Genomic DNA, 24,653 nt, shown 5'->3' with positions numbered 1-24,653 from the left:
ATGCAGTTTGCAACGCAAGCGCCCATGATGTCTGCCATCCCCGCGTCGATACGGAGAGCCGCCATGCCCGATGCCCTGATGTCCCTGTTGACCGGTGGTGTGCTCGGCCTCGGCTGGTGGGCCATGCTGGGCGTGCTGCTGGTCTTCACCCAGATCACCATCTTCTCGGTGACCCTGTACCTGCACCGCAGCCAGGCCCATCGCGGCGTCGATTTCCACCCGGCGCTGGCCCACGTGTTCCGTTTCTGGCTCTGGCTGACCACGTCGATGATCACCCGCGAGTGGGTGGCCATCCACCGCAAGCACCACGCCAAGGTGGAGACCGAGGACGACCCGCACAGCCCGGTCACCCGCGGCATCGGCAAGGTGTTCTGGCACGGCGTGGAGCTGTACCGGGAGGCACGCGGCATGCGCGCGGACATCGATCAGTACGGGCGCGGTACCCCGGATGATGTGATCGAGCGCCACCTGTATACCCCGCACGCCACGCTCGGCCCGGTGCTGCTGCTGGCGATCAACAGCGTGCTGTTCGGCCTGCCCGGCGTGGCCCTATGGGCGATCCAGATGGCGTGGATCCCGTTCTGGGCGGCCGGCGTGGTCAATGGCCTGGGCCACTGGTGGGGCTACCGCAACTACGAATCGGCCGATACCTCCACCAATCTCACGCCGTGGGGGTTCTGGATCGGTGGCGAGGAGCTGCACAACAATCACCATGCCTTCCCCAGCTCGGCGCGCTTCGCGATGCGGCGCTGGGAATTCGACATCGGCTGGAGTGCGATCCGCCTGCTGCAGGCGCTGCGCCTGGCCAAGGTGCTTCGCGTTGCACCGGCCATGGACGTACGCCCGAACATCGCCGTGCCCGATGCCGAAACCCTGAAGGCGCTGCTCTCGCACCGCTTCCAGGCGATGACCGACTACCAGCGCAACGTGTTCATGCCGGCCCTGCGCGAGGAAGCCGCCCACGCTGGCGCCAAGCTGCGGCGCCTGCTGCCGCGCCGGCTGCGCCGTGGCCTGGTCAACGACGGTCGCTGGCTGAAGCCGGACAGTCGCGCCCAGCTCAGCGCATGGGTGGCACAGCGCCCGCGCATCCACACCCTGGTCGAGTACCGCGCGCGGTTGGCGGCGCTGCTCGAGGCCCGCGGCCACGATGCCGCCGAGCGCCTGCACCAGCTGCAGGCCTGGTGCCGCGAGGCCGAGGAAAGCGGAATCGCGGCGCTGCAGGCCTACGCTGCGCGATTGAAGGGCTACAGCCTGGTGGGCGCGTGAGGGCAGGGTATGGGCTTGTGTTGGCCGCGCTGCTGCCAGGCGCGGCGCTGGCCCAGGTCACCGATACCGCCAGCTACCTGCAGCGGATGGACAGCGATGGCGACGGCAAGGTCAGCGAAGCCGAGTACGTGCAGTGGATGCTGTATGCCTTCGACCGCATGGACCGCAATGGTGATGGCGTGCTGAGCGCTGACGAGCTGCCCGGCGGCGAGGGCAGGGCGATCCGCCGCGAGAAGCAGCGGCAGGTGATCGTGCAGCGCTTCCATAAGCAGGATGCCAACGGCGATGGCTACCTGGATGCGCGAGAGCTGGCGGCGCCGCCACGCTGAGCGGGCGTAGAATCGGTTCATGCCTGAACTGCCCGAAGTCGAAACCACCCGCCGCGGCCTGGCGCCGCACCTGCAGGGGCGCCGCGTGCATGGCGTGATCCTGCGCCGCGCCGACCTGCGCTGGCCGATTCCGCCGGAAGTGGCCGAGCTGCTGCCGGGGCAGCGCATCGAGGACATCCGCCGTCGCGCCAAGTACCTGCTGCTGGACACCGCCATCGGCAGCGCCGTGCTGCACCTGGGCATGTCCGGCAGCCTGCGTGTGCTGCCCGGCGATACCCCGCTGCGCGCGCACGACCATGTGGATATCAGCCTGGACAACGGCCGCCTGTTGCGCTTCAACGACCCGCGCCGCTTCGGCAGCCTGCTGTGGCAGCCGGCCGGCGAAGTCCACCCGCTGCTGCAGGGGCTAGGCCCGGAGCCGCTGGACGATGCCTTCGACGGGGACTACCTGTTCGCCCGCAGCCGTGGCCGCAGCGCGCCGGTGAAGACCTTCCTGATGGACCAGGCGGTGGTGGTGGGCGTGGGCAACATCTACGCCGCCGAGAGCCTGTTCAAGGCCGGCATCAGTCCGCTGCGCGAGGCCGGGAAAATCTCGCGCGAGCGCTACCAGCGGCTGGCCGATGCGGTGAAGGAGATCCTCGGCTACGCCATCACCCGTGGTGGCACCACCCTGCGTGACTTCATCAGCCCCGATGGCGCGCCGGGTTACTTCGAGCAGGAACTGCTGGTGTACGGCCGTGACGGGCTGCCCTGCCCGAACTGTGGCCGCGCGCTGAAGCACGCCACCATCGGCCAGCGCGCCAGCGTCTGGTGCAGCCACTGCCAGCGCTGAGGCGGGCGGCCAGCGGCAGCTGAACGGGCAGGGCACGTCTCCGCTGCCCGTTAACGTTTGTCTGCCTATGATGGCCGACCTTCCTTCTGTGCCTGACGCGCCTGCATGCAACGACGCGACTTCATCCGCAATGCCTCCCTCGCCCTGGCTGCATTCGGCCTGCCGTCCCTGCCCGCGTGCGCGGCCAGCAGGAGCGGCCAGATGGGCCTGCGCCGCCTCGGCCAACCGCAGCCGTTCGACTTCGCCACCCTGAAGGGCCAGGCGCGCGCGCTGGCACAGGCGCCCTACAAGAGCCACAAGCGGGTGCTGCCGGGCCGCCTGGAAGGGCTGGACTGGGACCAGTACCAGTCGATCGGTTACCGCCAGGACCATGCGCTGTGGGCCGACCAGCCGGGCAAGTTCCAGGCCAAGTTCTTCCACCTGGGCCTGTACTTCCATTCGCCGGTGCGCATGTTCGACGTGGTCGACGGCAAGGCGCAGGAGCTGGCCTATGACGGCGCGGCCTTCAACTACGGCAAGAGCGGCATCAAGGACGGCGAGCTGCCGGCCGATCTCGGCTTCGCCGGTTTCCGCCTGAACACCCGCAAGGACACCGATCGCGATTTCGCCGCCTTCCTCGGCGCCAGCTACTTCCGTGCGGTCGGCAAGGAAGGCCAGTACGGCCAGTCCGCGCGTGGCCTGGCAATCGATACCGGCATGGGCAAGCCGGAGGAATTCCCGGACTTCATCGCCTATTACCTGGAACAACCCTCGGCTGATTCGGACACGATCGTGGTCTACGGCCTGCTGGATTCGCCCAGCGTGGCCGGCGCCTATCGCTTCGCGATCACCAATGGCGACGTGCTGCTGATGGACATCGACAGCGCGCTGTACCCGCGCAAGGCGATCGAGCGGTTGGGCATCGCCCCGTGCACCAGCATGTACCAGGTGGGTGAGAACGACCGCCGCATGGCCTGGGACTGGCGCCCGGAGATCCACGACACCGATGGCCTGTCGCTGTGGACCGGTGCCGGCGAGTGGATCTGGCGGCCGCTGCTGAATCCGCGCAACCTGCGCTTCAACATGTTCGTCGACCGCAACCCGCGTGGTTTCGGCCTGCTGCAGCGCGACCGCAACTTCGACCATTACCAGGACGACGGCGTGTTCTACGAGAAGCGCCCGTGCCTGTGGGTGGAGCCGAAGGGCGAGTGGGGCGAGGGCTCGGTGCAGCTGGTGGAGATCCCCACCGTGGACGAAACCTTCGACAACATCGTGGCGTTCTGGAACCCCAAGGAAAAACCGCAGCCGGGCCAGGAACTGCTGGTTGGCTACCGCCTGTACTGGGGTGCCGAACCACCGGCACGGCCGCCGCTGGCGCACTGCGTGGCCAGCCGCACCGGCCTGGGTGGCGTGGTCGGCAAGAAGCGCGAGTACTTCAGCTGGCGCTTCGCGGTGGACTTCGAAGGTGGCGAGCTGGCCAGGCTGATCGACAAGGGCGAGGTCGAGGCGGTGGTGGAATCCAGCCGCGGCCGGGTCGAGATCGTGTCGGCGCGCCCGCTGCGCGAGATCAACGGCTACCGCGCGATGTTCGACCTGGTGCCGCCGGAGGGCAGTACCGAGCAGATCGACATCCGCCTGTTCCTGCGCAGTGGCGGCAAGACCCTGACCGAGACCTGGCTGTACCAGTACACCCCGCCGCCGGCGGGTGCGCCGGAGCGCACGCTGTACTGAGAGGGGTGTTGGGTTTGCAGGGCTTGCAGCCCTGCACCTGCCGAGACCAAAGCAACAGCAACAGCCGAAGCAGAAGCTGGTTTTCTGTGGGTAGTCGGGGTGGGTCCGGTGGCGGGAGACGCCGTAAACCCGTCCATGGGGGCTTGGCCGCGGCATCCATGCCGCGGACACTCCCGCCACCGGACCCACCCCGCCTTCGACAGACCTCCGCGATCTGTCGGAGCACGGGGTCGGATCCCGTTGCTGCGCAACGGGCTCTGACCCCAGATGAATTTCGATAGATGAATTTCGATATCTGACAGATGTGCCGACCAACGGTCGGCACCCACCAACAGCCGCGGGGATCTGTCAGAGGTGGGGCGGTGTGGGTGGGCAGGACCGTTGGCGCCATGGATGGCGCCATCGAGCCCCCAGGGACGGGTTTACGGCGTGTCCTGCCCACCCACACCGGCCCGCCATCACACGCAATGCTAGCTCTTGCTGTTGCTGTTGCCGGCCAGCGGCCGGCACTACCGCGGGTGCAGGGCTGCAAGCCCTGCAAAAGAACACCCTTTACAGCGGCAGGGGCGCCTGCGCCGGATCGATCCGCCCTTCACCGCGGGTGATCTTTTTGAACTCGGCACGGCTGACCGACACGTAGCGGTCGTTGCCACCGATCTCCACCTGCGGGCCGTCCTGCACCGCGTGCCCATGTTCGTCCACGCGTACCGTCATCGTTGCCTTCTTGCCGCTGTGGCAGATGGTCTTGATCTCCTGCATCTCGTCGGCCCAGGCCAGCAGGTACTGGCTGCCCTCGAACAGCTCGCCGCGGAAATCGGTGCGCAGGCCGTAGCACAGCACCGGAATGCGCAGCTGGTCGACCACCTCGCTGAGCTGCCAGACCTGGGCGCGCGTGAGGAACTGCGCTTCATCCACCAGCACGCAGCCCATCGGGCCGTTGGCGGCCAGGTCCTGTTCGACCCAGTGCTGCAGGTCGGTGTCACGGTCGAAGGCCATGCCGTCCGCACGCAGGCCGATACGCGAGGCCACCACGCCGGCGCCGGCACGATCATCCAGGCGCGGAGTCAGGATCGCCACCCGCATGCCGCGTTCGCGGTAGTTGTGCGCGCTCTGCAGCAGGGTCGTGGTCTTGCCGGCGTTCATCGCCGAATAGTAGAAATAGAGCTTGGCCATCGGCCAATTCTAGTCGTCCACCGCCTCGTCGTCGCGGACCGTGTCCGGCCGTCCTATCTCGACGCTGGGGGTCCGCGCGGGGCGCCAGTAGTTGTCCTGCAGGCACCAGTAGTCGGCGGCGCGCCAGTAGTCGTTGTCGTAGACGATGCTGCCCGGCGTCACGATGCCCTGCTCGTTGCCGCGGCGCTGGACGACGATCAGGCCGGAGCTCACGTACCCGAGGCGGCTGCCGGTGATCTGCTGGCGGCCGTCCCTGAGGGCGCGCTCCATGCGAGGCTTGGCTGCGCGGTCGCCGTAGTCGGCATAGACCTGCTGGCCGCGCTCGATCGCCCGTGCCTGCTGCAGTGCGTCCAGGCGTGCCCAGTAGTGCTCCCGCAGCACCAGGAAGTCGTGATACATGCGCTCGGCGGCCAGGTCCATCCAGATGTAGGCCATCACCGGATCGGCCCGGGTACCGACGCCCTCCTGGTACAGCCGCGCCACCATGGCCTGGGAGAACTTGTCGGCGTAGCGCGCCGAACGCTTGTAGTAGTCCAGCGCCCTGGCGGGCTGTCTGTCCCGTTCGGCCCGCTGGGCCATGCTGCGCCAGAACAGGTCCGGATGGGCATCGAAGAAGCCTCCGGTCAGGACGGTAGGCGGGATCTGCCGCGGGGCCTCCACCGGGCATTCCCTGGCGGTCACGGCAGCGGCCATCGACAGGCCCAGCAGCAGGCAGAAGCGTGGAGCGTGCTTCGCTTTCATACTTGATCGCCCTCCTGGCAATGACCATGAAATACGAACGTCAGCGCCCCGCGCCTTCCACAGGGCTGAGTGGGCCGACCTCGACGCTGCGGCCGCCGAACTCCTGTTCCCAGATGCGGTCCTGCATGCACCAGTACGCTGCAGGGTCCCAGTACGCATCCCGATAATAGTCATCGCCGCGGGTCGGCCAGCCGGCTTCCGGGCCGTCGGACAGTTCCACCTGCAGCATCGAGCTGACCCAGCCGGTGCGGCTGCCGGTCATGCCGCTGCGGTCCACGCGCATGGCAGCCTCCATGCGCGGCTTGGCCGTGGCATCGCCGTAGGCCGCATACAGCGCCGGCCCTTCGGCGAGCACCCGTTGCCGTTGCGCGGCATCCAGGCGGTTCCAGTAGCGCTCGCGCTCCAGCAGCAGGTCGCGGTAGCCGCGTTCGGCGGCCAGGTCCATCCAGATGTAGGCCAGCACCGGATCAGGGGCGGTACCCGTGCCTTCCTGGTACATGCGCGCGACCAGCGACTGCGACAGCTTGTCGGCGTGCGCGGCCGCCCGCTTGAAACGCACCAGCGCATGATCGGGCCGGCCTTGGCGCCACGACTGCAGGCCCAGCTCGCGCCAGTGCAGGTCAGGATGAGCCTGCAGGAAGCCCGGGGTCATCAGCGCCGACCGCAACGATGCGCGAGCATCGGGCGCGCAGTACGCACTGCGGGCAGCCAACGGCGCCAGCAGCAACAGCAGGGTGCCCAGCAGGGCGGCAGGGGCGGTCGGGCGCATGCACCTGGCTCCAGTGCTCCGGTGGCGAATCAATAGCTTAGGAACGGTGTGCATGCAAGTCAGGTCCGCCCGCTGCGGCCCCGCTACAATCCCATTCCCATGCACGGTCTCAATCCCCCCCAAGCCGCCGCCGTCCTGCACATCGAAGGTCCGTTGCTGGTGCTCGCCGGCGCGGGCAGCGGCAAGACGCGCGTGATCGTGGAAAAGATCGCCCACCTGATCGGCAGCGGTCGCTACCCGGCACGCCGCATCGCAGCGATCACCTTCACCAACAAGTCGGCCAAGGAAATGCGCGAGCGTGTGGCCAAGCGCCTGCGCGAGCAGGACGCCGACGAGGTGACCATCTGCACCTTCCATGCGCTGGGCCTGAAGTTCCTGCAGATCGAACACGCGGCCGTGGGCCTGAAGCGTGGCTTCTCGGTCTTCGATGCCGATGATGCCGCTGCGCAGATCAAGGACCTGATGTACGGGGCCAAGCCCGACGACATCGAGGACATGAAGAACCTGGTGTCGCGCGCCAAGAACGCCGGCCTGTCGCCCGAGCAGGCGATGGCCGCCGCGCGCAGCAACCGCGAGAAGGAAGCGGCCAGCGTCTACGAGCGCTACCAGCTGCGCCTGACGGCGTTCAATGCGGTGGACTTCGATGACCTGATCCGTTTGCCGGTGCAGATCCTGGAGGAAAATCCGGAGATCGCGCTGGCGTGGCGCGAGCGCATCGGCTACCTGCTGGTGGACGAATGCCAGGATACCAACGACGCGCAGTACCGGCTGCTCAAGCAGCTGGCCGGCGACAAGGGCAACTTCACCTGCGTGGGTGACGATGACCAGTCGATCTACGCCTGGCGCGGTGCCAACCCGGAAAACCTGCAGCAGATGGGGCGCGACTATCCCACGCTGGAGATCATCAAGCTGGAGCAGAACTACCGCTGCTCCAACCGCGTGCTGCGCGCCGCCAATGCGCTGATCGCCAACAACCCGCACGAGCACCTGAAGAAGCTGTGGAGCGACCAGGCCGACGGCGAGCGCATCCGCGTGTGGGAGTGCCGCAACAGCGAGCACGAGGCGGAAAAGGTCGCGGCCGAGATCGCCTTCGTGGCGCAGTCGCGCAACGTGCCATGGAGTGATTTCTGCATCCTGTTCCGCGGCAACTTCCAGTCGCGCCCGCTGGAAAAGGCGATGCAGCTGCTGCGCATTCCCTACCACCTGACCGGCGGCACCATGTTCCTGGAGCGCCAGGAAGTGAAGGACACGCTGGCCTGGCTGCGGTTGCTGGTGAACCCGGACGACGACACCGCGTTCATGCGTGCGGTGCAGTCGCCCAAGCGCGACGTCGGTGCCGGCACGCTGGCCAGGCTGGCCGAGCTGGCGCAGGAAAAGGACATGCCGATGGCACAGGCTGCCGAGGCGATCGGCGCCCTGCAGCAGCTACCGCCGCGCGCCGCCAACAGCCTGGCCCGCTTCACCGACATCCTGCGCGACCTGCGCGCGCAGATGCGTCAGGTCACCTCGGGCGACATGATCCGCAAGGTCGCCAAGGAATCGGGCCTGCTCAGCGAACTGCGCCAGCAGGCCAAGGAAGAGGCCAGCTACCAGCGCCGCGCCAACAACATCGAGGAACTGGCGCAGTGGTTCGAGGGCGGCCCGCGCGGCGCCACTGCCGCTGACCTGGCCGGCCAGCTGGCGCTGCTGTCACGCAGCGACAAGGACGAGGGTGGCAACCAGGTGCGCATGATGACCATGCACGCCTCCAAGGGCCTGGAATTCCCGTACGTGTTCATCGTTGGCTGCGAGGATGGCGTGCTGCCCCACCAGGTCAGCCTGGACGAGGGCAACCTGCAGGAAGAGCGGCGGCTGCTGTACGTGGGCATCACCCGCGCCAAGATCCAGCTGTGGATGAGTTACAGCAAGCTGACGCGCAAGTTCGGTGAGCATGTGCGGCTGAAGCCGAGCCGGTTCTTCGATGAGATCCCGGCCGAGGAGATCCAGCGTGATGGCGCTGATCCGGTGGCCGATGCGGCGCGCAAGAAGGAACGGGCGAGTGCGGGGTTGGCGGCGATCGAGGCGTTGTTCGACTGATCGGCGAACGGCGCAGCCCCTCGTGGTTGGCGCCGTTCGCAATGCATTCGTGGGGGCCGGGCGGGGGGGCCGGTCGGGACACGCCGTAAACCCATCCATGGGGGCTCGGCCGCGGCTTGCTCGTGTGCGCTGTCCTGCGCACACGGCAAGACCGGGGTTGGGCGTCCTGCCCAACCCGCCCGAGGCATGCCTCGGGCCCATGCCGCGGACGGTCCCGCCCAGCCCACCCGGCCGGCCTCTGACAGTTTCCGTGCGCGCCAGCCACGGAAAAGAAAAAGAAAATCAAAAGCAGCAGCCGGGCTTGAGGCAGAATCGGGGTTTCGGCTGGAGGTCCACCTGTGCAACCGATCGAGAGTGAACGCCTGCGCCTGCGTGCGATCGAGCCTGATCGCGATGCGGCGCCGATGCTGGCGCTGTTGAATGATCCGGGCTTCGTGCGCTTCATTGGCGACCGCAATGTGCGCAGTGAGGAGCAGGCGCGGGACTACATCGCGCTGCGTGTGCTGCACAGCTATGCGTTGAATGGCTTTGGCATGTATGCCATCGAGCGGTTGTCCGATGGTGCCTGGCTGGGCAATGCCGGACTGGTACGGCGTGATGGGCTGCCGGGTCCGGACATCGGCTATGCGGTGCTGTCGGAATTCGCCGGGCAGGGCTATGCCGGTGAGGCGGCGCGGGCGGTGTTCGCGCATGCGCGCGCTGGGCTGGGCCTGCACGATCTGTATGGCATCACCGATCTGGACAACGTGGTGTCCGGGAAGATCCTGCTGGGGTTGGGCATGCAGGAGCGCGGGGTGATCCAGCTGCCGGGCGTGGACAGCCCGAGCAGGTTGTATGCCGCGCCGGGTGCGGCGCAGGTCTGACCCCTGATGTTGGTAGGTGCCGACCGTTGGTCGGCACGATTCAGATGCAGCGCCGACCACGGTCGGCACCCACCCCCTCAGCCGCGCAGTTCGGCCAGCTGCGCCTGCAGCTCGGCCACGGCCGCTTCCAGCTGGGCCACGCGCTCGGCCAGGCCCGGGTCGGCTGCATCGCTGCTGCCGCCGCCGCCGCTGCTGGCGTACCTGGCCGCCAGCGCCGCACCGTCCACTTCACCGCACAGCAGGTGCATGTAGCGGTCTTCGCGCTGGCCGCTGGCACGCGGCAGCACCACCAGCAGCGCGCGCTGCTGCAGGCGCTCGATGGCGTGGCGGGCTTCATCGGCGTCGGCGAAGCGGTGCAGGCGCTCGCTGCGCGTGATCAGTTCGCCCAGCGTCTGCGGCCCACGCAGCAGCAGCAGCGCCAGCAGCACGGTCTGCTGCCGGGTCAGGTCCAGTGCGGCCTGCAGGCGGTGCTCGTAGCGGTCCGCGCGCGAGGAGAAGTGCTGGCGGGCCAGGCCCAACGCCTCCAGCTGGCGCAGCGCGTGCTGCACGCTGCCGGCATCGATGTTCATCACCGGCTCGCGGGCAGTCTTCTGGTTGGCAGCCGACTGGGCGGCATTGACCGTCAGTGGATAGGTGTCCGGCGTGGTCGCCTCCTTTTCCACCAGGCAGCCCAGCAGGCGGGCCTGCACGGCGTCGAGCAGGGGGACGTCGGGGGTCTGGACGGAATCGGTCATGGCGGCCTCCGGAAGGGCAACGGGTCAACCGCCAAGCATAGCCGTCCCGGGGCCGCCTTTGCCGGTAAAATGCGCCGGTATATCTGATTGCCGGTGAATCCATGCGTCGTCCCGTTTCCCTGTCCCTGACCCTGCTCGCCACTGCGGCGCTGGGCCTGTCCGCCTGCAAGCGCGTGGATGCGCCTGCTGCCGAAGCCGTTGCCCCGGAGGCCCCGGCCGCCGCTGCCAAGGCTGATGGCGCGCTTGATGCAACCGCCAACGACAATCTCAACGCCGTGCTGTGGATGCAGCGCGCGCAGGAGTACAAGGCAATCACCGAGCAGACCTACCGTGCCGCCGCCGACCACCTGGACGCCGCGCTGAAGGAAGCGCACTGGGATGCGCTGGTGCCGGAGGAACGCGGCAACGAGGCCAAGGGCCTGAAGCCGGCCGTGGTGCTGGACGTGGATGAGACCGTGCTGGACAACTCGCCCTACCAGGCGCGCCTGGTGCGCGACGGCAAGGAATACGACGAGCTGAGCTGGGACCAGTGGGTGGCCGAAAAGAAGGCCAAGGCCATTCCGGGCGTGGTCGATTTCGCCAAGGCCGCCAACGCCAAGGGCGTAACCCTGCTGTACATCTCCAACCGCGCCGTGCACCTGAAGGACGCGACCCTGGCCAACCTGCGCGAGCAGGGCCTGCCGGTGGCCGATGACAGCGTGTTCCTGGGCCTGGGCACCGTGGTCGAAGGCTGCGAGCAGGCCGGCAGCGAGAAGAACTGCCGCCGCCGCCTGGCCGGGCAGAAGTACCGCGTGCTGATGCAGTTCGGCGACCAGCTGGGCGACTTCGTGGAAGTGACCGCCAACACCAACGAAGGCCGTGACGCCCTGCTGCAGCAGTACCACGACTGGTTCGGCGAGCGCTGGTGGATGCTGCCGAACCCGACCTACGGCGGTTTCGAGCCGGCGCAGTTCAACAATGACTACAGCCAGTCGCGCCAGGCCCGCCACGACGCCAAGCGCGCTGCCCTGGACTACGCGCCGTGAGCCGCGCGCCGCTGCCGCTGCGCGATGACGAGCGCCTGATCTTCGCGCTGGACGTGCCTGATCGCGCGCAGGCGCTGGAGTGGGTCGACCGCCTCGGCGACAGCGTGGCGTTCTACAAGATCGGCATGGAACTGCTGGCGTCGGGCGAGTACTTCCAGGTGCTGGACGAGCTGGCCCGCCGCGACAAGCGCGTGTTCGTTGACCTGAAGTTCTTCGATATCCCGGCCACTGCCGCGGCGGTGATCAGGCGCCTGTCGCAGTGGCCGGTCAGCTACGCCACCATCCACGGCTGGCACCCGGCGATGATGGAAGCCTGCGCCGCCGCCAACAGCAGCGACATGCGCCTGCTGGCGGTGACCGTGCTGACCTCGATGGGCCGCCCGGACCTGGCGCAGATGGGCATCGACCGTGAACCGGTGGACGTAGTGGTCGAACGCGCGCTGGCCGCGCAGGCGGCCGGTATCGATGGCGTGATCGCCTCGGGCCAGGAAGCCGGCCCGATCCGCGCCGCTACCGGCGCCGGATTCTCGATCGTCTGCCCGGGCATCCGCCCCGGTGGCCCGGTCGGCGATGACCAGAAGCGTACCGTTGGCGTGGCCCAGGCCTTTGCCGATGGCGCCGATGCCATCGTGGTTGGCCGTCCGATCCGCCTGGCCACCGATCCGCAGGCCGCGGCGCGGGCCATCCAGCAGGAAATCGCGTCGGCGCTGGCTGCGCGCTGAGATTCCGTTGCGCAGGCTGCAGGCCCGAACGCCATCCCGACCCGCGCGGGATGGCGTTTCTGCATCCGTCCAGCAAGCGGTTGTGCCCGAATCGCCGCAAAACCTGCCGTAGATTTCATTGCTTTTACGCCCATCATCAGGTGGATCAATAAAATCAATGATTTATACGACGATAGGTGAAGTGTTGCCTTAACTTGAGCGGCAGCGTAGGATCGCCGCCATCCGGTCCTCGGACCGGACATGTGCCACAACACTGTCCACCGGCCCTGCGTCGGTTTGAAGAGCCTGTGATCCCCGTGATCCCGGCTCTTTTTTTATTCCCATCAGTGACTTGCACAAGCAACAGCGGAAACCGTGACGTCCCGGCTTGCCGCTGTCACGTCACAGGCCGCAAGATGCGGACCGGTCCGGGGAGTCCGAGTGCATGAGCGTGGCAGTGCGAGGAAGGTCTGCGCGTGGATGGGGGCTGGCAGCCATGCTGCTGCTGGCCGTGGCGGCGTGTCGTGAATCGGCCCAGGACCCGGCCAAGCCGGCGGCCGAGCCGGTCGCGGCGGTGCAAGCCATGGCGCTGCGCCTGGCCGAGGACGATCTGGTCGGCTACGCAAAGCTGTCGGTGCCGCCCAGTCAGTACCAGCGCCTGCAACAGGCCTGGACCGAAGGCCACAGCCAATGGCCGCTGACCGAACTGCCGCTGGGTGACCAGCTGCTGCCGATGCTGGCCGCACTGCGCAGGCCCAATGCCAGCGCCGAACTGCAGCGCAGCTTCGATCGCCAGCTGGCCGGACAGGCCGGCGCCGTTCGCCAGGCCGCACAATCGATGGGCAACTTCGGTGTGCAGTACCTGCGCCACCAGAAGGGCTATACGCCTGGCCAACAGGCGCATTACATCGCCCTGGTCGAAACCCTGGCCAGCTGGGCGCAGGGTGCCCCGATCAGTGACCGGGCCCGCGCACGCAGCACCATCGCCGCGCTGGTCGGCGCCGCCAACAAGGTCGGTTTCGACGACGAAGCCGGCCTGCAGGCCGCGGGCATGGAAGGCAGCCTGGCGCAGCTGGCGCCGTTCATCCACACCCTCAAGGCGGTGCTGGGCAGCTACGGGCTGGGCGTGGACGACGCGTTGCGCAGCGTGCGCGGCGAACTGCTGTCGGTGGAAGGTGACAACGCCCTGGTACGCCTGCGCTACGACCTCGCCGGTCGCGAGATGAGCCTGCAGCTGCCGCTGAGCCGCCGCGAAGGCCATTGGTACCTGACCCGCACCCTGGCCGATACCGACGCCCTGCTGCGCAAGGCCGATGCGGCCCGCGCCGCTGCGTCGCCGTCACCGGCTGAAGCCCCCGCCGAGGGTGGGGAAGCGGCAACGCCGCCGCCTAAGCCATAATGGCGCCGATGTCGAAACAGAACCCGCTGCCGTTCCCCGGCGAAGAATCCCAGTCGACGCCCGCCGATACGGTGCCGGCGTCCCCCTCGACCGGTACCGGCCCGAACCCGGTACCGCCGCCCGCGCACGCGCGTCCGGCCGGCCGACGCCCACTGTGGGCACGGTTGCTGGGCCGCCTGGTCGAGCCGTGGCTGTCGCTGAAGATCGAGCCGGAAGACCCGGGCCAGTACAACGATGGCCGCCCGGTCATGTACGTGCTGGAAGACTACGGCCTGTCCAACGCGCTGATCCTGGACAAGGCCTGCCGCCAGGCCGGCCTGCCGTCGCCGCTGGTGCCGCTGGCCGGTGACCCGACCGGCCGCAAGCGCGCCTACCTGGCGCTGTCGCGGCGCAGCTCCAGCAATTCGCTGATCCCCGAGCAGCGCGGTGCCAAGACCCATTCCGACTCGCTGGCCAAGGTCCTGCAGGCACATCGCGTGCGCGATGACCTGGACGTGCACCTGGTGCCGGTGTCGATCTTCGTCGGCCGCGCGCCGGACAAGCAGAGCGGCTGGTTCGCGGTGCTGTTCTCGGAAAACTGGGCGCTGGTCGGCCGCTTCCGCCGCCTGCTGGCGGTGCTGCTCAATGGCCGCAGCACCATCGTCCGCTTCGCGCCGCCGATCTCGCTGCGTTCCATCATCGACGAAGGCCTGGAGCCGGAACGCACGGTACGCAAGCTGCAGCGCGTGCTGCGCACCCATTTCCGCCGCATCCGTGAATCGGTGATCGGCCCCGACCTGTCGACCCGTCGCCTGCTGGTGGACCAGGTGCTGGCCGCCGAACCGGTGCGCGAAGCGATCGCCGCGCAGGCCAAGCGCGACAATTCGAAGACGGCCGATGCCTGGAAGAAGGCACACGCCTACGCCTGGGAAATCGCCGCGGACTATTCCAGCCCGGTGGTGCGCTCGGCCAGCTTCATGCTCAGCCACGTGTGGAACCGCATCTATGCGGGCGTGCTGGTGCACCATCTGGACAAGTTCAAGGCCGCCGCGCCGGGCCACGAAGTGGTCTACGTGCCCAGCCACCGCAGCCACATGGACTACCTGCTGCTGTCCTACCTGCTGTACGACCGTGGCATCGTGCCGCCGCACATCGTGGCGGGCATCAACCTGAACCTGCCGGTGGTCGGTACCCTGCTGCGGAAGGGCGGTGCGTTCTTCATCCGCCGCTCGATCCGTGGCAACGCGCTGTACTCGGCCGTGCTCAGTGAGTACGTCGCGCAGCTGGTGGCTGGCGGCTACTCGCTGGAGTACTTCGTCGAAGGCGGCCGCTCGCGTACCGGCCGACTGCTGCAGCCCAAGGGCGGCATGATCTCGATGACGCTGCGTGCGTTCCTGCGCCAGCCGCGCAAGCCGGTGCTGTTCCAGCCCATCTACATCGGCTACGAGAAGCTGATGGAAGGCGGCAGCTACCTGGACGAACTGTCCGGCCGGCCGAAGGAAAAGGAATCGATCTGGTCGCTGCTGTGGGGCATCCCCAAGGTGCTCAAGCAGAACTACGGCCAGGTGGTGGTGAACTTCGGCGAACCGATCGCACTGAACGACGTACTGGCCGAGAAGGCGCCGGAGTGGAAGGGCGAGGCGGTCTCCGAGGACGAGAAACCGGCGTGGCTGTCGACCACGGTGGACACGCTGGCCGAACGCATCCAGGTGCGCATCAACGGCGCCGCCGACGTCAATCCGATCAACCTGCTGGCGCTGGCGCTGCTGTCCACGCCGAAGCACGCGATGGGCGAGGCCGACCTGATCGCGCAGATCGAGCTGTGCAAGACGCTGCTGGTCGAGATGCCGTATTCGGACCGGGTGACGGTGACCCCGCACTCGCCGGAGCGGATCATCGCCCACGCCGAGGAAATCAACGTTCTCACCCGCATCAAGCACCCGCTGGGCGACGTGCTCAGCGTCAGCGGCGATACCGCGGTGCTGCTCAGCTACTTCCGCAACAACGTGCTGCACCTGTTCACCGCCTCGTCGTGGGTGGCCTGCTGCTTCCAGAACAACCGCCGCATGAGCCGTACCGGCCTGGTCCAGCTGGGCCGCACGGTGTACCCATTCCTGCAGGCCGAGCTGTTCCTGCCGTGGAGCGAGGACGAATTCGCACAGCGCATCGACCAGACCATCAACGTGTTCGTGCGTGAGGGCCTGCTGCAGAACGTCAATGACGACGACGGCGGCATCCTGGCGCGCAACACCGGGCAGACCGACGAGGTGTTCCGCCTGCGTGCGATCGGCCACTCGCTGCAGCAGGCGTTCGAGCGCTACTACATCGCCATTTCGGTGCTGGTGAAGAACGGCCCGGGCGTGCTGGGCGCGGCCGAGCTGGAAAGCCTGTGCCAGCAGGCGGCGCAGCGTCTGAGCCTGCTCTATGCACCGGCCGCGCCGGAGTTCTTCGACCGCACCCTGTTCCGCGGCTTCATCCAGAAGCTGCGCGAACTGCGCCTGGTGTGGCCGGACGAGTACAGCAAGCTGCTGTTCGACGAGCGCCTGGATGCCTGGGCCAAGGACGCCAAGTTCATCCTTGGCCGCGAACTGCGCCACACCATCGAACGGGTCAGCCCGGAAGCGGCACGCCCGGACGAGCCGGCGCCGCAGGATTGAAGGCAGCGCCGGGCCATGCGGTGGGTGTGGACCTTGGTCCACACCTCCCAGCCGTGCCAACCAAGGTTGGTACCCACCAGGACGGTCTTTAGGCCGGTTCGTCGGGAATCTGCAGGCTTTCCAGCCTGGCAATGCAGTCCTTCAACTGCAGCTTGCGCCGCTTCAGGCGCTTGGATTCCAGTTCATCCTCGCCGTTGGCGGCCATGCGGGTGATCTGTTCATCCAGCAGGCGGTGCTCGGCGCGCAGGGCGGCGAGGCGTTCGACAATCTCGGCGGGGTCGTAGGTATCCACGGCTTCGAGGATACACAGCGATGATGACCGCCGGGAGAGGGGAATCCCGACCCCCGGCCGTGGCCGCTCCGAGCCGTTAGAATGGAGCCCATGAGTGCCGTGATTTCCCTCCCCGATCCCCAGCCGCGCGCCGCCCGCGATCCGCGCGTGGCCGAGCGCGAGCAGCACAAGCTGGCCAAGCGCCTGCGCCGCCAGGTCGGCGAGGCGATTGCCGACTTCGGCATGATCGAGGCCGGCGACAAGGTGATGGTCTGCCTGTCCGGCGGCAAGGACAGCTACACCCTGCTGGACGTGCTGCTGCAGCTGCAGAAGAAGGCGCCGGTGCCGTTCGAGCTGGTGGCGGTGAACCTGGACCAGAAGCAGCCGGACTTCCCCGAGCACGTGCTGCCGGAGTACCTGGCCGGGCTGGGCGTGCCGTACCACATCATCGAGCAGGACACCTATTCGGTGGTCAGCCGGGTCATCCCGGAAGGCAAGACCATGTGTTCGCTGTGCTCGCGCCTGCGTCGTGGTGCGCTGTACAACTACGCTGAGACCCACGGCTTCACCAAGATCGCGCTGGGCCACCACCGCGACGACATGGTGGCCACGTTCTTCATGAACCTGTTCCACCACGCCAAGCTGTCGGGCATGCCGCCGAAGCTGCGCAGCGATGACGGCAAGCATGTGGTGATCCGGCCGTTGGCCTACGTGCGCGAGAGCGACATCGTCGACTACGCGCAGGCACGCCAGTTCCCGATCATTCCCTGCAACCTGTGCGGCAGCCAGGAGAACCTGCAGCGCCGCCAGGTCGGCCTGATGCTGAAGCAGTGGGAGAAGGACCACCCGGGCCGCATCGAGCAGATCGCGCGCGCCATGGGCGAAGTCCGGCCCTCGCAGCTGGCCGACACCACCCTGTTCGACTTCATGGCGCTGGGCCGTCGCGACGACGCGCCGCTGCCTGACGCCCATGCCTGGCTGGCCGGTTCCCCGGCCGACGCCGACGCAGATCCCGAGACGCCCACCATTTAAGGTCGGTCGCCCTTCCTCTTTGCCATCCGGAATTCCATGTTCTTTCGCAACCTGACGTTCTTCCGTTTCCCGACCACCACCGATTTTTCCGAAGTCGACACGCTGCTGCCGCACGCCCTGCTGAAGCCGGTCGGCGCACTGGAAATGAATTCGCGCGGCTTCATCTCGCCGTTCGGCCGCGAGGAGAAGGAACTGCTCTCCCACCGCATCGCCGAACACCTGTGGCTGACCGTGGGCGGCGAGGACAAGATCCTGCCGGCGGCGGTGGTCAACGACCTGCTCGAGCGCAAGCTGGAGGAGATCGAGGAGAAGGAAGGCCGCCGCCCGGGTGGCCGCGAACGCAAGCGGATGAAGGACGACCTGCTGCATGAACTGCTGCCGCGCGCCTTCGTGAAGTCCTCGCGCAACGACGCCTTCATCGACCTGCAGCACGGTTACGTGGCGGTGGATACCTCCAGCCGCAAGACCGGCGAGTACTTCATGTCCGACATCCGCGGCCTGCTCGGCAGCTTCCCGGCGATGCCGCTGAACGCCGAAGTCGCGCCGCGTTCGATCCTGACCGGCTGGATCGCCGGCGAGCCGCTGCCGACCGGGCTGAGCCTGGGCGAAGAGTGCGAGATGAAGGACCCGGTGGAAGGCGGCGCGGTGGTCAAGTGCCAGCACCAGGAACTGCGCTGCGACGAGATCGACAAGCACCTGGACGCCGGCAAGCAGGTGACCAAGCTGGCGCTGATCTTCGAAGACAACCTGTCCTTCGTCATCGGCGACGACCTGATCGTGCGCAAGCTGAAGTTCCTCGACGGTGCCCTGGACCAGCTGGAGCATGCCGACGAAGACGGCCGCCGCGCCGAGTTCGACGCCCGCTTCGCCCTGCAGAGCGCCGAGATCCGCCGTCTGTTCCTGTTGCTGGAAGAAGCCTTCAAGCTCAGCAAGGCTGACTGAACAGGCAGCCCGACGGCCGCCGGTCATCCGGCGGCCCGAAGCGGCGCTATGCTGGGCGCATGAGCCGTCTGCTGCGCCGCCTGATCAGCCCGACCCCGCCCGCCACCGTACAGCGCGACACTGTTCGCCTGCGCCTGGAGGATGCCGAGATCGAGGTACTGCGCGTGCGTGATCCGCGTGCGCGCCGGATCAAGCTGAGCGTGGACGAACGCGGTGCACGCCTGACCCTGCCGCCGCGCGCAAGCCTGGTGATGGGCGAACGCTTCCTGGAACAGCACCGCGACTGGCTGGCACTGCAGCTGCGCCAGTACCAGGGCCAGGACCTGCCGGCACCGCTGCAGCCGGGCGAAGACGGCGTGCTGCCCCTGCGCGGCGAACTGTTGCCGCTGCGCTGGCAGGAAGGCCGCTACGCGCGCCTGGAGATCGACGCACACGGCGCCTGCGTGCAGTGGCCGACACGTGGTGGTGACGCCACCCTGCGTCGCCTGCTGCGCGAGTTCTACGAAGCACAGACCCGCGCCGACGTCGGCCGCTGGCTGCCGAAGTACCTGCCCACACTGCCGCGCGCACCCAGCCGCCTGCGATTGAAGGTGATGTCCTCGCAATGGGGCTCGCTCGCCCCCGATGGCAGCATGGCACTGGACCTGGCCCTCGTGCTCGGTCGTTCGGAAGCGTTCGAGTATGTGCTGGTGCACGAGCTCTGCCACCTGATCCAGCCCAACCACTCGCCCGCGTTCTGGCACGAAGTGGAACAACGCTTCCCCGCCTGGCGCGAACAGCGCGACTACTTCCAGCTGGAAGGCCGCCGACTGAAGGCGATGCTGCGGCAACTGCTGTAGCGCCAGCGCTACAGGAGTTGCCCACGCATTCTTCCTCTACCCCCGCCTTCGGCGCGCCCCTTCAACAGAAGGGGCTTCACTCCAGAGCGTGTGCTGAACGGTCGAGCAAGCCTGATGCTGCGCAAAGAATGGGCATTCCCCACCATGGCAACGCGCCATGGAGCGCGCGCAGCGCGCGACCCGCGCCTGCTCTTCTTTTCTTTCTTCCGTGGTGGGCACACCGGAATCGGTCCGTGGCCGGGCGGGGTGGGTTGCGCAGGGGCGTGAGCCGCATGGATGCGGCGACCGAGCTTACAAGGACGTACTTGCAGCGACCCCTGCGCAATCCACCCCGCCCGGCCAAGCAGGGCTTTGCCTTCGGATACCACCCACCACGAGGGACTCAGCCGTTGGCCGAAATCCTCACCTCGCCCGCAACGCCGCCGCCGCCGCCCAGCGCGCCGCCACCCGCGGCGCCGTAATGCACACCGCCTGGTCGGTCACCGTCGTCACCGCGCGCTCCAGCAGCTGGATATCCGCCTCATGCTGGCGCGCCACGTGCGGATCCTCGAAGAAGATCGCGCGCTGGCAGCGCCCTTCCAGTACCCGGTCGGCAATCTGCGCATCGCCGCCCATCGGGCCGCTCTGGTAGCGCGTCACCCAGGGCGTATCGCTGGGCCAGCCACGGCTCCACGCCAGCTCGTTCAAGCGCTGGCCGGTGGTTCCGGTTGCCACCCGCTCACCGAACCGCGCCAGCACATCGAAGTGCTCATCGGCGAAGGCCAGCATCGCCGGCTTCATCGCGTCGTGCGCGATCAGCGCCAGCGTCTGTCCTTCGAACGCATGCAGGTCGTCGGCGCCAGCATCGGCAACCAGTCCGGCATGGATGCGTTCCACCTCGATCCAGTCGCGCGCGGTGGCCACGGTGGAAATGAAAGGCTTGCCGTGGATCACGCACTGCCGCTTCAGCGCCGTGGCTTCCGGAAACACCGAGGATGGATCGACCGGATCGATCAGGTAGACCGCGCCATCCAGTGTCCGATCCGGCCCCATGCCAACCACCTCGGCCACCAGCTTCATCAAGCCACCCTCGCGACCGTAGGGGTAGCGATGCAGGCCCGCGTATCCGGTCAGGAAGCCCTGACGCTGTATCGCGTCATGGGTGCGGCCGACCGCGTGCAGCGACACGCCCAGCTCGCGCAGGCCGGGTTCGCTGACGCGCAGCCAGCGGAACAGGGCGGCGCGCGCGTCGTGGTGATGGAGACGGTTGGCAGCCAGGCCGATGCGCATCGAATGCTCCGCAGAGACGGGTGAAAGCGGCAGTGTATGTCGCCATTCACCTATCTTGGCGTTTTTACAACTTTCTTCATTGCGCCCCGTCCACGCGCCGCTAGCGTAAGAGGCAGCGGTACCGCTGCGCGGCCGTTCATTCCGCCCGCCAGAAGAGGATGCCCATCGTGAACGCCGCTGGCCTGCGTGCCGCCACCGCGGTCGTGGCCGGCCTGCTGTTGCCTGCCCTGGCCGCCGCTGCGGATTGCAGGACGCCGCTGCGCATTGCCTGGCCCGCCGACCGCGCGCCGTTGTCCTCCAGCGAGCAGGGCCAGCCGCGCGGGCTCAGCGCGCAGTACCTGAAGCTGCTGGGCGCGCAGCGACCACTGCAGATGCAGCCATTGCCAACCGCCGCCATCGCCGAGGGAACGGTGCCGCCCGACGTCGAGGCACTGCTGGGCTGGTCGCGCTCGCAGTTGCCGACGGGGTGGGTGGCCAGTGCGCCCTACGTGCAGCTGCCACAGGTCATCGTGCGGCGCCGGGATGCATCGCCGGTGCTGGGTCTGGAGGCGTTGCGCGGAGGCACCGTGGCCAGTCCCGACCCGCTGTCGCTGGTCGGGGCGCTGACCGAACAGGCATCTGGCGTGCAGCTGTTGCCCCCCGCCCCCATCGACGACGCCCTGTCACTGCTGGGCACGGGCCTGGTCGATGCCGTGGTCGCCAATCTTGGAGAGGTCGAGGCCGCGTTGCGCCACTATCGGGGCGAGCCGCTGGTAATCGCTGCGCCGGCCGGAATCGACGACGCGCCGGTGCTGGCCACCGTGCCCGCCTGCGCCGACGTCATCCCGGTGTTCGAGCGGGCCGTGTCGCAGCTGACCGCGAACGAACGCGAGGCGATCCGCACGGCCTGGCTGCCGAACCAGCCGCGACACCCGCCCCCTGCGTCCCCCCTGCGCTGGCTGGTGCCGGCCTCGCTGACCCTGCTGGCGCTCATGCTGGTGTACGCCTTCGGCTATTGGCGCGTGCATCGCGAGAGCGAGCGTCGCCGCGTGGCTGCGCAACGCCTGCAGGAGGTGACCTCGAACCTGCCAGCGGTGGTCTATCAGGCGCGTCGCTCTGCCACCGGCCACTACAGCTTTCCCCAGATCGCAGGCGACGTGCAGGCGTTGTTCGGAATCAGCGTGGAAACCGCCCTGATCGATCATCAGCGCCTGCTGGCAGCGGTTCATCCCGATGATCGCTCGCGGCTGATGGACACCGTCGACGCCGCTGCCCTGGCGCGGGGCCCGATCGATGTCACCTTCCGCACGCGCTCGCCACTAGGCTGGCGCTGGGTCCACTCGCATGGACGGCCGCTGTCCCTGGACAGCGGCGACGTCGAGTGGAGTGGCTACTGGATCGACGTAAGCGGAGTGCAGGCGCGCACCCATGCGCTGGCCGAGGCGCGCCGTGCGGCCGAGCAGGCAGCGCTGGCCAAGGCCCACTTCCTGGCAACCATGAGCCACGAGATCCGTACGCCGATGAGCACCCTGCTGGGCATGCTCGAGCGGTTGGAGGACAGCGATCTGGATCATCGCCAGCAACAGGTCCTGGTGACCGTGGGTGATGCTGCCCAGATGCTGCGGCAGATCCTGGACGACGTGCTGCACAGCCAACGGCTGCAGGCACTGCCGCTGCAGCTGCGACCCACGAGCTTGGCGGCACTGGTGCGCGCGGTGCAGCAGTTGCTGATGCCGGTGGCGGCCAGCCGGGGCCTGCATCTGCGGATCGAACTTGATCCGGAATTGCAGGCCGGATCGCTGGCCGACGGCCTGCGTCTGCGCCAGATCCTGTTCAACCTTGCCGGCAACGCGCTCAAGTTCACCGAGCATGGCGGCGTGGATCTGCAGGTGCAGGTGCTGCAGCAGCACGATCGCGGCCAACGTCTTCGCCTGCAGGTCAGTGACAGCGGGGTGGGCATCAGCCCGGAACGGCAACAGGCGGTGTTCGCTGCCTACACCCAGGCCGAGGCATCGACAACGCGCCGTTTCGGCGGCAGCGGCCTGGGCCTGGCGATCTGCCGTGAACTGGCTGCATCGATGAAAGCAGAACTGTGCCTGCGCAGTGCGCCAGGCAAGGGCACCACCGTGTGGCTGGAACTGGATCTGGACGCCTGTGAGTTGCCTGCCGAGGCATTGCCGCTTCCGGCAGAGGCGGCGCGGCCACTGTCGTCGGCGCGGGTGCTGGTAGCTGAAGATCACCCCACCAACCTGCATCTGCTGGAGCAGCGCCTGCATGATCTGGGTCTGCAGGTGCACGCCTGCACCGATGGTCGCCAGGCCTTCGAGGCCTGGCAGGCGCGGGCGTTCGACCTGGTCATCACCGACTGCCACATGCCGCACATGGATGGCTTTGCCTTGGCACGGGCCATCCGCGCCGACGCCTGCGCGGTTCGCGCGCAGGTCCCGATCATCGCGCTCACGGCCAGCGCGCTGGATCGCACCCGCGAGGCCTGCCGCGAAGCGGGCATCGATCATTTCCTGGCCAAGCCGGTGGCGGCGCAGGAACTGCGGGGCTTGCTGGCCGTGCTGCTGGCGCCGGAATCAGTGCGCCAGTAGGCGGATGATGCTGGCGGCGGCGTCGCGACCTTCGGCCACGGCGGTCACCACCAGGTCGGCGCCACGCACTGCGTCACCGCCGGCGAACAGGCGCGGGTGCGCGGTCTGGAATGGCAGGCGGTCCTTGCCGCCAGCCACGATGCGGCCGTTGGACCGGCCTTCCACGCCGTGCTCGGCCAGCCACGCCGGCACGGTTGGCGAGAAGCCGAAGGCGATGATCACCACATCGGCCTCCAGCAGCGATTCGCTGCCGTCGATCGGCACCGCATTCTGGCGGCCATTGGCATCGGGCTCACCCAGCCGGGTTTCGACCACGGTCACGCCGATCACCTCATCGTCGGCGCCGGCTTCGATCGACAGCGGCTGGCGGTTGAACAGGAAGCGCACGCCTTCCTCGCGCGCATTGGCCACTTCGCGCGCGCTGCCGGGCATGTTGGCTTCGTCGCGGCGGTAGGCACAGGTGACCTTGGCCGCGCCCAGCCGCACCGCGCTGCGCACGCAGTCCATGCCGGTATCACCGCCGCCCAGCACCACCACGCGCTTGCCGTTGAGGTCGGGCAGGGCGATGCTGTCTTCCCAGCCGGCAATCGGCCGGCCCTTCGGATCATCGCCGCCGACGATGCGGCTGTTCTGCACCAGGAACGGCAGTGCCGGCAGCACGCCCTTCAGGTCCTGGCCGTCGAGGCCACCGTCGGTATAGCGGTAGGCACCGGTACCGACGAACACCGCATCGTGGCCGTCCAGCAGCTGCTGCACGCTGAGGTCACGGCCGATCTCCACACCGAGGCGGAACTGCACGCCCATGCCCTCGAGCACTTCGCGGCGGCGGTGGATCACATCCTTGTCCAGCTTGAAGCTGGGAATGCCGAACTGCAGCAGGCCGCCGATCTGCTCGTAGCGGTCGTAGACCACGGCGGCAATGCCGGCGCGCGCCAGACGGTCGGCACAGGCCAGCCCGGCCGGGCCGGCGCCGATCACCGCCACGCTGTGGCCGGTCGGCTGCACCGCGCCCAGGTCCGGGCGCCAGCCCGTGGCCAGCGCGGTATCAACGATGTACTTCTCGACCGCGCCGATGGTGACTGCGCCGAATTCCTCCAGTGTGCAGCTGCCTTCGCACAGCCGGTCCTGCGGGCAGACCCGGCCGCACACTTCCGGCAGCGGGTTGGTGCTGTGGCACAGCGTGGCCGCTTCGTGGATGCGGTTTTCCTGCACCAGCTGCAGCCACTGTGGAATGGCGTTGTGCACCGGGCACTTCCAGCTGCAGTAGGGGTTGCCGCAGTCCAGGCAGCGACCGGCCTGGTACTGGGCATCTTCCTTACCGAACTTGCCGTACAACTCACCCCAGTCGCCGGACGTGCGCAGTTCCACCGGAATGCGCTGCGGCATGCTGCGGGGCAGGTCGAGGAACTGGAAGGCGTGCTTGCGGCTCATGGCGGGCTCTGTGGTGTTTTGCGGTTGCCGGCCAGCGGC

21 protein-coding genes are annotated in these 24,653 nt (G+C 67.9%); 14 read left to right on the top strand and 7 right to left on the bottom strand.

Translation table 11 applies throughout. The features are described 5' to 3' along the window. The first annotated feature begins 63 nt into the window (after positions 1-63). The 4 genes from AC5P60_RS09375 to AC5P60_RS09360 all read left to right on the top strand — a co-directional run bounded on the left by AC5P60_RS09375 (position 64) and on the right by AC5P60_RS09360 (position 4,137). Entirely contained in the window at positions 64-1,266 is a 1,203-nt protein-coding gene (locus AC5P60_RS09375) for a DesA family fatty acid desaturase (RefSeq protein WP_353949743.1), read from the top strand. Continuing rightward, the gene (locus tag AC5P60_RS09370) at positions 1,263-1,595 is read left to right on the top strand and encodes an EF-hand domain-containing protein (protein WP_033833538.1); all 333 of its coding nucleotides are present in this window, start codon (positions 1,263-1,265) and stop codon (positions 1,593-1,595) included. The genes AC5P60_RS09375 and AC5P60_RS09370 overlap by 4 nt, the downstream gene beginning before the upstream one ends. Positions 1,596-1,614: 19 nt before the next feature. Continuing rightward, positions 1,615-2,427, top strand: a complete 813-nt coding sequence (gene mutM / locus AC5P60_RS09365) for a bifunctional DNA-formamidopyrimidine glycosylase/DNA-(apurinic or apyrimidinic site) lyase (RefSeq protein ID WP_005407488.1) — start codon at positions 1,615-1,617, stop codon at positions 2,425-2,427. 105 nt (positions 2,428-2,532) lie between these two features. Beyond that, positions 2,533-4,137 (top strand): OpgD/OpgG family glucan biosynthesis protein, encoded by a 1,605-nt coding sequence (locus AC5P60_RS09360; protein ID WP_033833539.1) that lies wholly within the window; start codon positions 2,533-2,535, stop codon positions 4,135-4,137. A gap of 552 nt (positions 4,138-4,689) precedes the next feature. On the opposite strand, the gene AC5P60_RS09355 is transcribed toward AC5P60_RS09360, so the two are convergent. From AC5P60_RS09355 to AC5P60_RS09345, 3 genes are read right to left on the bottom strand one after another with little or no spacing between them, the layout of a single operon-like run. After that, entirely contained in the window at positions 4,690-5,310 is a 621-nt protein-coding gene (locus AC5P60_RS09355; RefSeq protein WP_033833540.1) for a thymidine kinase, read from the bottom strand. A gap of 9 nt (positions 5,311-5,319) precedes the next feature. Beyond that, positions 5,320-6,051, bottom strand: a complete 732-nt coding sequence (locus AC5P60_RS09350) for an SEL1-like repeat protein (RefSeq protein ID WP_111188660.1) — start codon at positions 6,049-6,051, stop codon at positions 5,320-5,322. 40 nt (positions 6,052-6,091) lie between these two features. Further along, entirely contained in the window at positions 6,092-6,820 is a 729-nt protein-coding gene (locus AC5P60_RS09345; RefSeq protein ID WP_483693568.1) for an SEL1-like repeat protein, read from the bottom strand. A gap of 99 nt (positions 6,821-6,919) precedes the next feature. On the opposite strand from AC5P60_RS09345, the gene AC5P60_RS09340 reads away from it, so the two are divergent. Next, entirely contained in the window at positions 6,920-8,896 is a 1,977-nt protein-coding gene (locus AC5P60_RS09340; protein WP_164209180.1) for a UvrD-helicase domain-containing protein, read from the top strand. 338 nt (positions 8,897-9,234) lie between these two features. Then, positions 9,235-9,759: a GNAT family N-acetyltransferase gene (locus AC5P60_RS09335; RefSeq protein WP_483693569.1), complete on the top strand. Its 525-nt coding sequence runs from the start codon at positions 9,235-9,237 to the stop codon at positions 9,757-9,759. A gap of 77 nt (positions 9,760-9,836) precedes the next feature. Here the strand turns inward: AC5P60_RS09335 and AC5P60_RS09330 are convergent, their stop codons facing one another. Beyond that, positions 9,837-10,493 (bottom strand): YceH family protein, encoded by a 657-nt coding sequence (locus AC5P60_RS09330; protein WP_088470644.1) that lies wholly within the window; start codon positions 10,491-10,493, stop codon positions 9,837-9,839. 101 nt (positions 10,494-10,594) lie between these two features. On the opposite strand from AC5P60_RS09330, the gene AC5P60_RS09325 reads away from it, so the two are divergent. The 4 genes from AC5P60_RS09325 (at position 10,595) to plsB (ending at position 16,254) form a co-directional block, all read left to right on the top strand. After that, entirely contained in the window at positions 10,595-11,518 is a 924-nt protein-coding gene (locus tag AC5P60_RS09325) for a 5'-nucleotidase, lipoprotein e(P4) family (protein ID WP_049432499.1), read from the top strand. Next, positions 11,515-12,240, top strand: coding sequence for an orotidine-5'-phosphate decarboxylase (pyrF, locus tag AC5P60_RS09320; RefSeq protein WP_033834576.1), 726 nt, complete (start codon positions 11,515-11,517; stop codon positions 12,238-12,240). The genes AC5P60_RS09325 and pyrF overlap by 4 nt, the downstream gene beginning before the upstream one ends. A gap of 424 nt (positions 12,241-12,664) precedes the next feature. Beyond that, positions 12,665-13,618 (top strand): hypothetical protein, encoded by a 954-nt coding sequence (locus AC5P60_RS09315; RefSeq protein WP_049402878.1) that lies wholly within the window; start codon positions 12,665-12,667, stop codon positions 13,616-13,618. Beyond that, positions 13,618-16,254, top strand: a complete 2,637-nt coding sequence (gene plsB, locus AC5P60_RS09310; protein ID WP_483693570.1) for a glycerol-3-phosphate 1-O-acyltransferase PlsB — start codon at positions 13,618-13,620, stop codon at positions 16,252-16,254. The genes AC5P60_RS09315 and plsB overlap by 1 nt, the downstream gene beginning before the upstream one ends. 88 nt (positions 16,255-16,342) lie before the next feature. Here the strand turns inward: plsB and AC5P60_RS09305 are convergent, their stop codons facing one another. Further along, entirely contained in the window at positions 16,343-16,546 is a 204-nt protein-coding gene (locus AC5P60_RS09305) for a YdcH family protein (protein WP_005411823.1), read from the bottom strand. A gap of 90 nt (positions 16,547-16,636) precedes the next feature. On the opposite strand from AC5P60_RS09305, the gene ttcA reads away from it, so the two are divergent. Genes ttcA through AC5P60_RS09290 form a run of 3 tightly spaced genes read left to right on the top strand, consistent with a single transcriptional unit; the run spans position 16,637 to position 19,338 of the window. Continuing rightward, complete coding sequence (gene ttcA, locus AC5P60_RS09300) at positions 16,637-17,557, top strand: tRNA 2-thiocytidine(32) synthetase TtcA (RefSeq protein ID WP_483693571.1); 921 nt, start codon at positions 16,637-16,639, stop codon at positions 17,555-17,557. Positions 17,558-17,593: 36 nt separating this feature from the next. Then, positions 17,594-18,499 carry a recombination-associated protein RdgC gene (locus tag AC5P60_RS09295; protein ID WP_005411825.1) on the top strand — a complete coding sequence of 302 codons (906 nt, stop codon included), beginning with the start codon at positions 17,594-17,596 and terminating at the stop codon, positions 18,497-18,499. A 59-nt stretch (positions 18,500-18,558) separates the two neighbouring features. Continuing rightward, positions 18,559-19,338 carry a M48 family metallopeptidase gene (locus AC5P60_RS09290; RefSeq protein WP_033834578.1) on the top strand — a complete coding sequence of 260 codons (780 nt, stop codon included), beginning with the start codon at positions 18,559-18,561 and terminating at the stop codon, positions 19,336-19,338. Between the two features lie 402 nt (positions 19,339-19,740). Here the strand turns inward: AC5P60_RS09290 and AC5P60_RS09285 are convergent, their stop codons facing one another. Then, a complete protein-coding gene (locus AC5P60_RS09285; protein WP_033834579.1) occupies positions 19,741-20,607 on the bottom strand; it encodes a methylglyoxal synthase in 867 nt (288 codons plus the stop codon). Positions 20,608-20,774: 167 nt separating this feature from the next. On the opposite strand from AC5P60_RS09285, the gene AC5P60_RS09280 reads away from it, so the two are divergent. Continuing rightward, positions 20,775-23,183, top strand: coding sequence for a response regulator (locus AC5P60_RS09280; RefSeq protein ID WP_483693572.1), 2,409 nt, complete (start codon positions 20,775-20,777; stop codon positions 23,181-23,183). On the opposite strand, the gene AC5P60_RS09275 is transcribed toward AC5P60_RS09280, so the two are convergent. Further along, positions 23,169-24,614: an FAD-dependent oxidoreductase gene (locus AC5P60_RS09275; RefSeq protein ID WP_033834580.1), complete on the bottom strand. Its 1,446-nt coding sequence runs from the start codon at positions 24,612-24,614 to the stop codon at positions 23,169-23,171. The two genes, AC5P60_RS09280 and AC5P60_RS09275, sit on opposite strands and share 15 nt — an antisense overlap. Positions 24,615-24,653 lie beyond the last annotated feature (39 nt).

It is taken from the genome of Stenotrophomonas sp. YJH_SMC_120, from assembly GCF_059368675.1.
Note: the sequence above shows the minus strand (reverse complement) of the source record. Positions and strands in the feature narration are given on the sequence as shown.

Coding starts and splice junctions, on each gene's coding strand:
- AC5P60_RS09375 (WP_353949743.1), top strand. CDS start 64: ATGCCCGATGCCCTGATGTCCCTGTTGACCGGTGGTGTGCTCGGCCTC.
- AC5P60_RS09290 (WP_033834578.1), top strand. CDS start 18,559: ATGAGCCGTCTGCTGCGCCGCCTGATCAGCCCGACCCCGCCCGCCACC.
- mutM (WP_005407488.1), top strand. CDS start 1,615: ATGCCTGAACTGCCCGAAGTCGAAACCACCCGCCGCGGCCTGGCGCCG.
- AC5P60_RS09315 (WP_049402878.1), top strand. CDS start 12,665: ATGAGCGTGGCAGTGCGAGGAAGGTCTGCGCGTGGATGGGGGCTGGCA.
- AC5P60_RS09325 (WP_049432499.1), top strand. CDS start 10,595: ATGCGTCGTCCCGTTTCCCTGTCCCTGACCCTGCTCGCCACTGCGGCG.
- AC5P60_RS09355 (WP_033833540.1), bottom strand. CDS start 5,310: ATGGCCAAGCTCTATTTCTACTATTCGGCGATGAACGCCGGCAAGACC.
- AC5P60_RS09295 (WP_005411825.1), top strand. CDS start 17,594: ATGTTCTTTCGCAACCTGACGTTCTTCCGTTTCCCGACCACCACCGAT.
- AC5P60_RS09345 (WP_483693568.1), bottom strand. CDS start 6,820: ATGCGCCCGACCGCCCCTGCCGCCCTGCTGGGCACCCTGCTGTTGCTG.
- AC5P60_RS09340 (WP_164209180.1), top strand. CDS start 6,920: ATGCACGGTCTCAATCCCCCCCAAGCCGCCGCCGTCCTGCACATCGAA.
- AC5P60_RS09350 (WP_111188660.1), bottom strand. CDS start 6,051: ATGAAAGCGAAGCACGCTCCACGCTTCTGCCTGCTGCTGGGCCTGTCG.
- AC5P60_RS09285 (WP_033834579.1), bottom strand. CDS start 20,607: ATGCGCATCGGCCTGGCTGCCAACCGTCTCCATCACCACGACGCGCGC.
- plsB (WP_483693570.1), top strand. CDS start 13,618: ATGGCGCCGATGTCGAAACAGAACCCGCTGCCGTTCCCCGGCGAAGAA.
- AC5P60_RS09330 (WP_088470644.1), bottom strand. CDS start 10,493: ATGACCGATTCCGTCCAGACCCCCGACGTCCCCCTGCTCGACGCCGTG.
- AC5P60_RS09360 (WP_033833539.1), top strand. CDS start 2,533: ATGCAACGACGCGACTTCATCCGCAATGCCTCCCTCGCCCTGGCTGCA.
- ttcA (WP_483693571.1), top strand. CDS start 16,637: ATGAGTGCCGTGATTTCCCTCCCCGATCCCCAGCCGCGCGCCGCCCGC.
- AC5P60_RS09275 (WP_033834580.1), bottom strand. CDS start 24,614: ATGAGCCGCAAGCACGCCTTCCAGTTCCTCGACCTGCCCCGCAGCATG.